The 6,221-nt window shown below is 53.9% G+C and carries 6 protein-coding genes; 4 read left to right on the forward strand and 2 right to left on the reverse strand.

All coding sequences use genetic code 11. From position 1 onward, the window contains the following. From RTY00_RS18135 to RTY00_RS18150, 4 genes are all read left to right on the forward strand, one after another. On the forward strand, positions 1-977 hold a 977-nt coding region (locus RTY00_RS18135; RefSeq protein ID WP_312665356.1), incomplete at its 5' end, for an amidohydrolase family protein. 153 nt (positions 978-1,130) lie between these two features. Then, positions 1,131-1,580, forward strand: coding sequence for a helix-turn-helix domain-containing protein (locus RTY00_RS18140; RefSeq protein ID WP_036648844.1), 450 nt, complete (start codon positions 1,131-1,133; stop codon positions 1,578-1,580). Positions 1,581-1,589: 9 nt separating this feature from the next. Further along, complete coding sequence (locus RTY00_RS18145; protein WP_312665357.1) at positions 1,590-2,870, forward strand: HipA domain-containing protein; 1,281 nt, start codon at positions 1,590-1,592, stop codon at positions 2,868-2,870. 97 nt (positions 2,871-2,967) lie between these two features. Continuing rightward, a complete protein-coding gene (locus tag RTY00_RS18150) occupies positions 2,968-4,071 on the forward strand; it encodes an NADH:flavin oxidoreductase/NADH oxidase (RefSeq protein WP_312665358.1) in 1,104 nt (367 codons plus the stop codon). Positions 4,072-4,128: 57 nt separating this feature from the next. Here the strand turns inward: RTY00_RS18150 and RTY00_RS18155 are convergent, their stop codons facing one another. Beyond that, positions 4,129-5,346: an aromatic amino acid transporter gene (locus RTY00_RS18155; RefSeq protein ID WP_312665359.1), complete on the reverse strand. Its 1,218-nt coding sequence runs from the start codon at positions 5,344-5,346 to the stop codon at positions 4,129-4,131. A gap of 228 nt (positions 5,347-5,574) precedes the next feature. Further along, a partial coding sequence (locus RTY00_RS18160; RefSeq protein WP_312665360.1) for a Gfo/Idh/MocA family oxidoreductase occupies positions 5,575-6,221 on the reverse strand: 647 nt, incomplete at its 5' end.

A 6,221-nucleotide genomic window follows, 5' to 3' on the forward strand; every position in this document is an offset into this window, starting at 1 on the left:
AAGTGATCGAAGCGTTTGAAGTCAGCGGCATTCGCGGTCATGTGTGTCGCGGCTTCCTCACCAGCGGCGCTGAGCACGGCATTCCTGCTGAACTAATCGAGACGCCAGAACAGGCGCTGGCAGATGCGCGTGAAGTGATTAATCGTTATCACCAAGCTGATGGACGGGTAAAAGTCGGTCTGGCACCGAGCATGATTTGGGCGCTGGATGAGAAAGTGCTGCGCGGCACACGCCAGTTAGCCAATGAAACCGGCGTGCTGATCACCACGCACGTGGCGGAAACTGATTTTGAGATTGAGCAGGCGAAGCTGCGTTTTCAGGCCAGCGATACCGAATTCCTCAGCGATATCGGCTTCCTCGGCCCGGATGTGCTAGCGGTGCATTGCGTGCAGTGCAATTCGCGCGACATCCGCGCGCTCAAACATCACGACACACGCGTGTCGCATAATCCCTGCAGCAATCTCTATCTCGCCTCCGGCGTGCCGCCAATACCGGAGATGCTGGCCGCCGGCTTAACCGTGGGTTTAGGTTCTGATGGCCCAGCCAGCAGCAATAATCACAATCTTTTCCAGGCGATGAAAGTGGCAGCGCTGCTGCAAAAAGGCGTACACCGCGATCCCACCATTATGACGGCGGAAAAAGTGCTGGAGATGGCTACCATCGACGGTGCGCGAGCCATTGGACTCGACCACCTGGTGGGTTCGCTGGAAGTCGGCAAACGCGCCGATGTGGTAATTGTAGATACTTCGCATCCCGCGATGACGCCGATCCATCATCCGGTTTCATCGCTGGTCTACTCAGCGCTCGGCCACGAAGTCAGCGATGTGTTTGTCGATGGCGTTTATCTGCTGCGCGCCGGCGAGTTTACCCAGCTCAATCAAAAAGAGGTGATGGCACGTTCGCAACGTGCAGCGCATTCACTGGCGGTACGCACCGGCAATGATAAAACGCGCGGCTGGCGATCGGCGGCATTTTGAGTTGAGGTGCTAATATTTTATCTTTTTTCTTGTGAAAATGATGATTTATTAGCATTTTCCCGTTTTTATTTTAATAACTAAAAATGGAATGCAGATCCAGAAAGTGCTAATATTTTATCTATTACAATCATAAAGAGATAAAATAGTGACATAATGGCACAGCGAACTTCTCTGCTTCTTCCTCAAACAGGCGAAATCCTGGCCGCTTTTGGCGAGCGATTAAAACTCGCGCGTAAAAGAAGAAAACTTACGGCTAAACAGGTAGCTGAACGCGCAGGAATGACACCCATGACATTGCGCTCGCTCGAAGCGGGAAGCGCTGGAGTCACTATCGGAGCCTATCTGGCTGTGATGCAGGTGTTAGGACTCGAACAGGATCTCAATCTGCTGGCTGCTGAGGATACGTTGGGTCGCCAGCTGCAGGATGCACGTCTCACCTCAACGACTAAATTGTTAGCGGCTAAATCAGCGTATAAGGTTCACGAGGATGAGAACAGCCCACAGGTTGCAGAAGCCAATGAGCGCGGAATTGAGCAAAAAAATGCTCAGACTGTCACCTCTGCGGGTCTCGCCTCACTGTTGATTTCAGGGAAGAAAAAATAGGACCCGACAATGACCATGATTAGCGTCTACGCCGACTGGAACGGACTCAAACAACCAAAACGTCTTGGATATCTGCATGTTCGTCGCAGTCGCGCACGAGAAGCTTTTGAATTTCAGTATGATCCGCAAGCACTTACCGATCCTGATTTGCTGTTGATCCAGCTGGATCCCGGCATCCACCTCTTCGAAGGGCCACAATATCCCGCCAACAATCGTGCCGGATTTGGTGTGTTTGGCGATTCCAGCCCTGACCGATGGGGGCGCTTGTTGATGGAACGACGTCTGGAACGCGATATCCGTGGAGGATTATTGCCTGCCGGTTCGCGCATGTTTGAATCCGATTTTTTGCTGGGCGTACATGACCTTTACCGCGTGGGTGCTTTGCGTTACCGACTGGAGGATCAGGGGGAATTTCTCGATAACAGACTGGAAACTGCGGCTCCGCCATTTACTGAAATCGCCGCACTTGAACGTGCAAGCCGCGCTCTGGAAAGTGATCCTGATAATCGTGCGGTTCAGGGACATGAATGGCTGAAGATGTTGATCGCGCCGGGTGGTTCTCTGGGTGGCGCACGACCCAAAGCAAGTGTGGTTGATGAGCAAGGTCAGCTATTTATCGCCAAGTTTCCCAGCATCCGCGATGAGTATGATGTGGGTGGATGGGAAATGGTGGTTAATGCTCTCGCCACGGCGTGTGAACTCAACGTTGCTGCTGCGATGGCGAAAAAATTTGCCAGCGATTATCACTGTTTCATGGTGCGCCGCTTCGATCGCACGCCCGAAGGCAAGCGCCTGCACTTTGCCTCGGCGATGACCATGACAGGCCACATTGATGGCGAAGATGCGTCCACCGGCGTGAGTTATCTCGAACTGGCTGAAGTATTGATTCGTCATGGTTCCCAAACCAATGCCGATTTGCGTGAACTGTGGTCGCGCATTGTCTTTAATATGCTGGTCTCTAACACCGATGATCATCTGCGTAATCATGGATTTATTCTGGTTCCGGGCAAAGGGTGGCGTCTTTCTGCAGCCTACGATCTTAATCCAGTGCCCTACGCTGATGGTCTGAAGTTAAATGTCACCACAGCTGACAACGCGCTTGATCTCGATTTGGCACGTGAAGTTGCGCCCTACTTCCGGCTGAATGTAACTGAAGCCGAAACCATTATTGAAAACTTCAGCAGCATCGTAGCGCAATGGCGCGTGGTCGCCGGACATTTAGGTTTGTCACTGCGTGAGCAGGAAAAAATGTCTGATGCATTTCGACTTGCGGCGGCACATTCCGCTTAACTTACTTTTTGCTACAACATTCAAACTCATAGCCCTCTGCAAAATGCGCTTTTGGCCCTAAGCTTAAAGCCATTCAGCCACTGATGATGAGGTTTCAATGAGTTTACTGTTTAGTGCGACGCAACTGGGTAAGTTAACGCTCGATAATCGCATCGTGATCGCGCCGATGTGCCAATACTCGGCGGAGGATGGCAAAGCCAGCGCCTGGCACCGCATTCATCTCGGGCAATTGGCGCTTTCCGGCGCCGGTTTGCTGATGATCGAGGCGACGGCCGTTGAAGCGGACGGACGTATTTCTCCCGGTGATTTAGGCTTATGGGACGATGCAACGGAAGCGGCACTGGCCAGCGTTCTGCACGATATCCGTCAATATTCTGACATTCCATTTGGTATTCAACTCGGTCACGCCGGACGTAAAGCGTCCTTCGCCGCGCCGTGGCTCGGTGGCAATCAGCTGTCACTGGAACAAGGTGGCTGGCAAACCGTCGCGCCATCCGCGCAAGCCTTTAATCCTGAAGATCGCGCACCGGTGGCGCTGACGAAACAGGATCTTGAGCGCCTGAAACAGGCCTTTGTTGCTAGCGCGCAGCGTGCCGCAAAACTTGGTATCCAGTTAATTGAACTGCATGCTGCGCACGGCTATTTGTTGCATCAGTTCTTGTCGCCGCTGAGTAACCAGCGTGAGGATGAATACGGTGGTTCGCTGGAAAATCGTCTGCGTTTCCCTCTGGAAGTGTTCCATGCGGTACGCAACGCCCTGCCGGATTCGGTGGCAGTTGGCGTGCGCCTTTCGGCAACCGATTGGGTTGAAGGTGGCTGGGATGTTGAGCAGTCGATTGTTTTCAGCCAGCAACTCGAAGCGGCGGGTAGCGATTACGTGCACGTTTCCAGCGGCGGCCTGTCACCGCAGCAGAAAATTACCGTTGGCCCCGGCTATCAATTGCCTTTTGCCCGCGACATCCGCAAACAGGTGAAGATTCCGGTGATTGGCGTTGGCCTGATAACCGAGCCGAAGCAGGCAGAACAAGCATTGCAGGAAGGTGATGCTGATTTGATCGCGCTGGCGCGCGCGGTGCTTTACGACCCACGCTGGCCGTGGCATGCCGCCGCTGAATTAGGCGCGCAGGCCAAAGCGCCGCCGCAGTATCTGCGTTCCGAGCCGCACGGCCTGAAAGGCACGTTGATTTCGAATAAAAACTGAAGGTGCGCATCAATGCGCACCGGTTAAACGTAGGGTCGCCATTTATGGCGACCAACATCACCCAGCAAATTCCGGCAACACCCCAAACCAGCTCAGCAGCCAGGCCAGTATATTCATCGCGCCAAACCCAAACAGTAAAACCACCGCCAGCGAACAGCGTTGTTGTGATTTCCACGCCAGCATGGCCGGGATGATCACCGCCCATAAAGTCGCAAACAGTCCGGCAAAACCAATCGCCGCGACAAAACCATTCGGCCAGCAAATCGAGGCGAGTAACGGCGGCAGGAAAGTCAGGCTGGCGGTCTTCAAACGTGCGCCCGGCGAATTTCCGAATCCCAAACGATCGGCGATAAAATCGAACAAACCAGCGGTGACGCCGAGGAATGAAGCGATCACCGCGAAATGCGAGAAGATCGACATCATCAGCGCTAGCGCATTTACATGCAGATGATCACGCAACGCCGACATCAGTGCCGCGATATCACCGCCCTGCTTCACAATCTCGGGAAACGCATCGCGCGGAAGATTTCCCATGGTGCTGGTCAGCCAAAACAGATACAGCGCCAGCGACAGCAAGGTACCCAATACCAACGCGCGCGTGATGTTCTGCTTATTACCGCCGTAATAACTCACCAGACCGGTGATGTTGCCGTGGTAACCAAACGACGCGAGACAGAACGGCAGCACGCCAAGTGCATAAGGCCAGTAATGTTCGCCTGCTGCGGGTCCGCTAATTAACGACGGCACGTTCACCTGCGTCAGTAAGCCGCCAAACAGTACGATCAACAGCAAAATTTTCGCCAGCACGCAGAAAGTCATCAAACGACTGACGCCGGTGGTGCCGAGCCACACCACTAAAGCAACGCACAGCGTCAGCAATATTTTGGCTTCTGCGGTAGAGATCGGTAATCCCAACTGACTGATGGAGTGCTGATACACCGGGCCGCTGGCCGAAATGTAGGCGTAGGTGAGAATGCCGAGGACGAATAAGATGCTAAGACCATTGAGCGCCGCCCAGCCCCTTCCGAGTAAATCTTTGGTTAAGGTGTCGTAACCCGCGCCAGGCGGATACTTCAGGCTGACACGCATAAACAACAAACCGGACAGCAACATGCCGCCCCAGCTGATCAGCAGTAACACCATCGCCCAGCCAAACCACGCGCCCGCCATCACCACAGGCAGCGTAAACATCCCTGCGCCCACCACGGTGCCGCAAATAATCATCGCGCCCCACCAAACGGAAGGCTGGCGGCGGGACAATGTCATCTCCGTCATCACTTATTCCCTACAAAACTACTTAAAGGCGGCGATGATACACGGGAAAACGCTGAGATGAGAGTGTGATACGAGATAAAACGCGCGCCATTATGCAGGTGCGCATTACTGCGCACCCTACGAAAAACGCGCCAATCCTTTGTAGGGTCGCCATTTATGGTGACCGAAAGACGCTTAACTGACGAGCATTACGCCATCAAGACGCGCGTTTATGAAAGGGAAAAGAATTTAGTCATAGAACGCCGGTTTCGCCGGCATGGTGATCGGCACGATGTCACCAGAGTTTTGCGCCGCAACACAGGCATCAGCAGCGACTTGCGCCGCGTAACCATCCCACGCCGATGGGCCGGACATCTCACCTGATAACACGCTGTTGATGAAGTCCTGCAACTCAACGTCATAGGCATCAATGAAACGCTTTTTCCAGTCGGTAAGAATACTGGTGGAGAGTTTGGCCGCGCTGCGCGTCTGTACCGACATCGGCTCAGGCAAACGTGCGATACCGCTTTCGCCCACCACTTCACACTGGATGTCGTAGCCGTAAGCGCAGTTAACGAAGATTTCTACATCGATGCGCACGCCTTTGGCGGTTTCCAGCAGCACGATTTGCGGATCTTTCAGATGCGCAGACGCTTTACTGGTTGAGCGTGGATAGATCACCTGCGCGCTGACGTAGTCATCTTTCAGCAACCAGCGCAGCACATCGAGCTCATGAATCAGCGTGTCGGTGATGGCCATATCGGTGGTGTAGGCATCGCCGACTTCGGGATTGCGGTGCGCGCAGTGCAGCATCAACGGTTCGCCGATCTCACCGTTCTCAATTACCGCTTTCAGCGCACGGTAACCGGCGTCGTAAGGACGCATAAAGCCGACCT

The organism is Pantoea sp. CTOTU49201, assembly GCF_032054795.1.
Lineage (GTDB): Bacteria > Pseudomonadota > Gammaproteobacteria > Enterobacterales > Enterobacteriaceae > Pantoea > Pantoea symbiotica.

What these genes read in the sequence shown, in the direction of transcription:
- RTY00_RS18140 (WP_036648844.1), top strand. Translation starts at nt 1,131, where the DNA reads ATGGCACAGCGAACTTCTCTGCTTCTTCCTCAAACAGGCGAAATCCTG.
- RTY00_RS18145 (WP_312665357.1), top strand. Translation starts at nt 1,590, where the DNA reads ATGACCATGATTAGCGTCTACGCCGACTGGAACGGACTCAAACAACCA.
- RTY00_RS18150 (WP_312665358.1), top strand. Translation starts at nt 2,968, where the DNA reads ATGAGTTTACTGTTTAGTGCGACGCAACTGGGTAAGTTAACGCTCGAT.
- RTY00_RS18155 (WP_312665359.1), bottom strand. Translation starts at nt 5,346, where the DNA reads ATGACGGAGATGACATTGTCCCGCCGCCAGCCTTCCGTTTGGTGGGGC.